The sequence below is a fragment of the uncultured Corynebacterium sp. genome (genome assembly GCF_902489365.1).
Classification (GTDB): domain Bacteria; phylum Actinomycetota; class Actinomycetes; order Mycobacteriales; family Mycobacteriaceae; genus Corynebacterium.
Genome location: NZ_CABTZR010000146.1, coordinates 1 through 2,596, shown reverse-complemented (window position 1 = coordinate 2,596; position 2,596 = coordinate 1). Strand labels below are relative to the sequence as shown.

The 2,596-nt window shown below is 62.9% G+C and carries 4 protein-coding genes; all 4 read left to right on the top strand.

Going from position 1 to position 2,596, the window contains the following annotated elements; genetic code table 11:
- Positions 1 to 64: 64 nt before the first annotated feature.
- Positions 65 to 286 (top strand): 1,2-phenylacetyl-CoA epoxidase subunit B, encoded by a 222-nt coding sequence (locus tag RDN59_RS11930; RefSeq protein WP_308608022.1) that lies wholly within the window; start codon positions 65 to 67, stop codon positions 284 to 286.
- Positions 283 to 1,119 (top strand): 1,2-phenylacetyl-CoA epoxidase subunit PaaC, encoded by an 837-nt coding sequence (paaC, locus tag RDN59_RS11925; protein ID WP_308608021.1) that lies wholly within the window; start codon positions 283 to 285, stop codon positions 1,117 to 1,119. The genes RDN59_RS11930 and paaC overlap by 4 nt, the downstream gene beginning before the upstream one ends.
- Before the next feature lie 27 nt (positions 1,120 to 1,146).
- Entirely contained in the window at positions 1,147 to 1,686 is a 540-nt protein-coding gene (paaD, locus tag RDN59_RS11920) for a 1,2-phenylacetyl-CoA epoxidase subunit PaaD (RefSeq protein ID WP_308608020.1), read from the top strand.
- A partial coding sequence (locus tag RDN59_RS11915; RefSeq protein WP_308608019.1) for an FAD-binding oxidoreductase occupies positions 1,686 to 2,596 on the top strand: 911 nt, incomplete at its 3' end. The genes paaD and RDN59_RS11915, both read left to right, overlap by 1 nt.

Genomic DNA, 2,596 nt, shown 5'->3' with positions numbered 1-2,596 from the left:
CCCCCGCCCAGGGGGCTGGGCAAAGATGGGGGCCTCACCCCCCAGCGTGAGCGAATAGCGAGCCGTGTCCGCGGGTGCGACTGCACGGGATGCCACGATGGCCCTGCGTAACGCCCGTGACCTCTATACCCGCCGCAATGAAGGCACCTCCGTGTGGGTTGTGCCCAGCGAGGCTATTGCTTCCTCCGACCCTGACTCCAAGGGCGGATTCTTCGAATCGCCGCAGGGTAAGAGCTACCGCCACGCCACGTACTACGACAAGTCTGAAGGAGTGCCGCACCTGTGACCGGATTTGCAGCCGCCGATTCTGCGACCAAGCAATCGCAGGGCAACGGCATCACCGCAGAAGACATCGCCGCCTCCGGTGCAGTCGCACCCGAGGACACGGCTCGCTATGCGCTCACGTTGGGCGATGACGCCCTCATCTTGGCCCAGCGCCTGGGCTGGTGGATTTCGCGGGCACCAGAGATGGAGGAGGATATCGCCCTAGGAAACATCGCCCTCGATCTCATCGGGCACGCCCGCTTCCTCCTCACCTATGCCGGCACCGCATGGGGCAAGACCGAGGATGACTTGGCCTACTTCCGCAATGAGGAGGAGTTCCGCTCCACGCGCCTGGTCGAGCAGGAAAACGGCGACTTCGGCTACACCATCGCCCGCCAGCTGCTCTTCTCCTATTACCAATACGGGCTCTACACCGCCCTGTTGGAGTCCACGGATGAGACGCTGGCGGCTATCGCAGCCAAGGCCATCAAGGAAGTCGAGTACCACGTCGACCACGCCAACCAATGGGTTCTGCGCCTGGGCCTCGGTACCGAGGAGTCCCACCGCCGTATCACGGAGGGCCTGATGTACATGTGGCCCTACCTTGACGAGCTCTTCGAGGATCTCCCGCTCCACGAGAAGCTGGCGGCAGAAGGCATCGCTGTTCTGCCCTCGAGCCTGCGCGCGCAGTTCGATGAGCGCATAGCCTATGTCCTGGACAAGGCAGGTCTGGCCATCCCGGACGTCAAGCAAGCCCGCTCCGGGCAACGCACCGGGCGCTTCTCCGAGCACCGCGGCTACATCCTCGCAGAGATGCAGTCCTTGGCGCGCCAGCACCCCGGCGCGACCTGGTAAAGACAAGGAAAGGACCAAGGTTTCATCGTGTCCATCACAGATAAGTCCCACCCGCTGCGCCCCACGCAGCCTGACGACGCCCACGTGTGGGACGTCGCCGCCGAGGTGCCCGATCCGGAAATCCCCGTTATTTCCATCGCTGACCTTGGCATTCTCCGAGACGCTCGCCTGGAAGACGATACTGCGGTGGTCACGATTACCCCAACCTATTCCGGCTGCCCCGCCATGGAGCACATCACGACGGACATCACCACAGCGCTGACCGACGCCGGCTACGCCAAGGTGCGTGTCGACCTCGTGCTCCAGCCCGCGTGGACCACCGACTGGATGACGGAGACCGGCCGGCAAAACCTCAAGGACTACGGCATCGCGCCTCCCAGCGGTAAAACCCGGGCCACACCAGAAGGTCCTATCCCTCTCACACTCGAACCGCCGCCGGCCATCGAATGCCCCCACTGTGGCTCCCGCCGCACACGTAAGCTTGCCCAATTCGGTTCCACCTCCTGCAAAGCTCTCTATAACTGCCAGGACTGCTTGGAGCCCTTCGACTACTTCAAGGTGCACTAATGACCACGACCCCGTCTGCCCCCGCAAAGAAGAAGGCCACGTTCAACACCCTGACCGTGTCCGAGGTGCGCGCCCTGACCGAGGACTCCGTGGAGGTTTCCTTCGCCATCCCTCCGGAGCTCCAGGACGACTATGACTACATCCCCGGCCAATACGTTGCGCTGCGGGCGACCATCGACGGCCAGGAAGTCCGCCGCTCCTATTCCATCTGCGATGTGCCTCGCGACGGCGTGCTGCGCGTCGCCATCAAGCGCGACCGCGGTGGCGTGTTTTCCACGTGGGCCAACGACACCCTGCAGCCCGGCGACACCATGGATGTCATGAATCCGCAGGGCGCATTCACCTCGAAGACTCACCTGACCGGTCTGAACAATCCTGAGGCTGTCCGCGAGGAAGTCGAGAAGCTGGAGAATCCGCACCTCGTGGCCATCGCCGCGGGATCCGGCATCACGCCGATCATGGCTATCGCCCAGACCGTTCTCCATAGCTCCCCCGACACCACCTTTGAGCTCATCTTCGCCAACAAAGGCGGCGGTGACGTCATGTTCGCCGAAGAGATCGGTGACCTCAAGGACAAGTTCCCCACGCGCTTTGCCGTGCACCACGTCCTCTCCCGCGAGCAGCGCGTCAATCCGCTGTTCTCCGGGCGCATCGACGCTGAGAAACTCCAGACCCTGCTGGATAACGTCGTGCGCACCGATAACGTCGATGAATGGTTCCTCTGTGTTCCCTTCGAGCTGGTGCAGCTGGTACGCGATGAGCTGGCCAGCCGTGATGTCGGTGAGAAGGATGTGCGCTACGAGCTGTTCACCACCGGCAAGCCTTCTGGGGATCAGAACCAGGCTGGCCGTCACGTCGAGGTCGATCCGGAAGGCGATAACGTCACCATCAATTTCCAGCTCGATGGCCT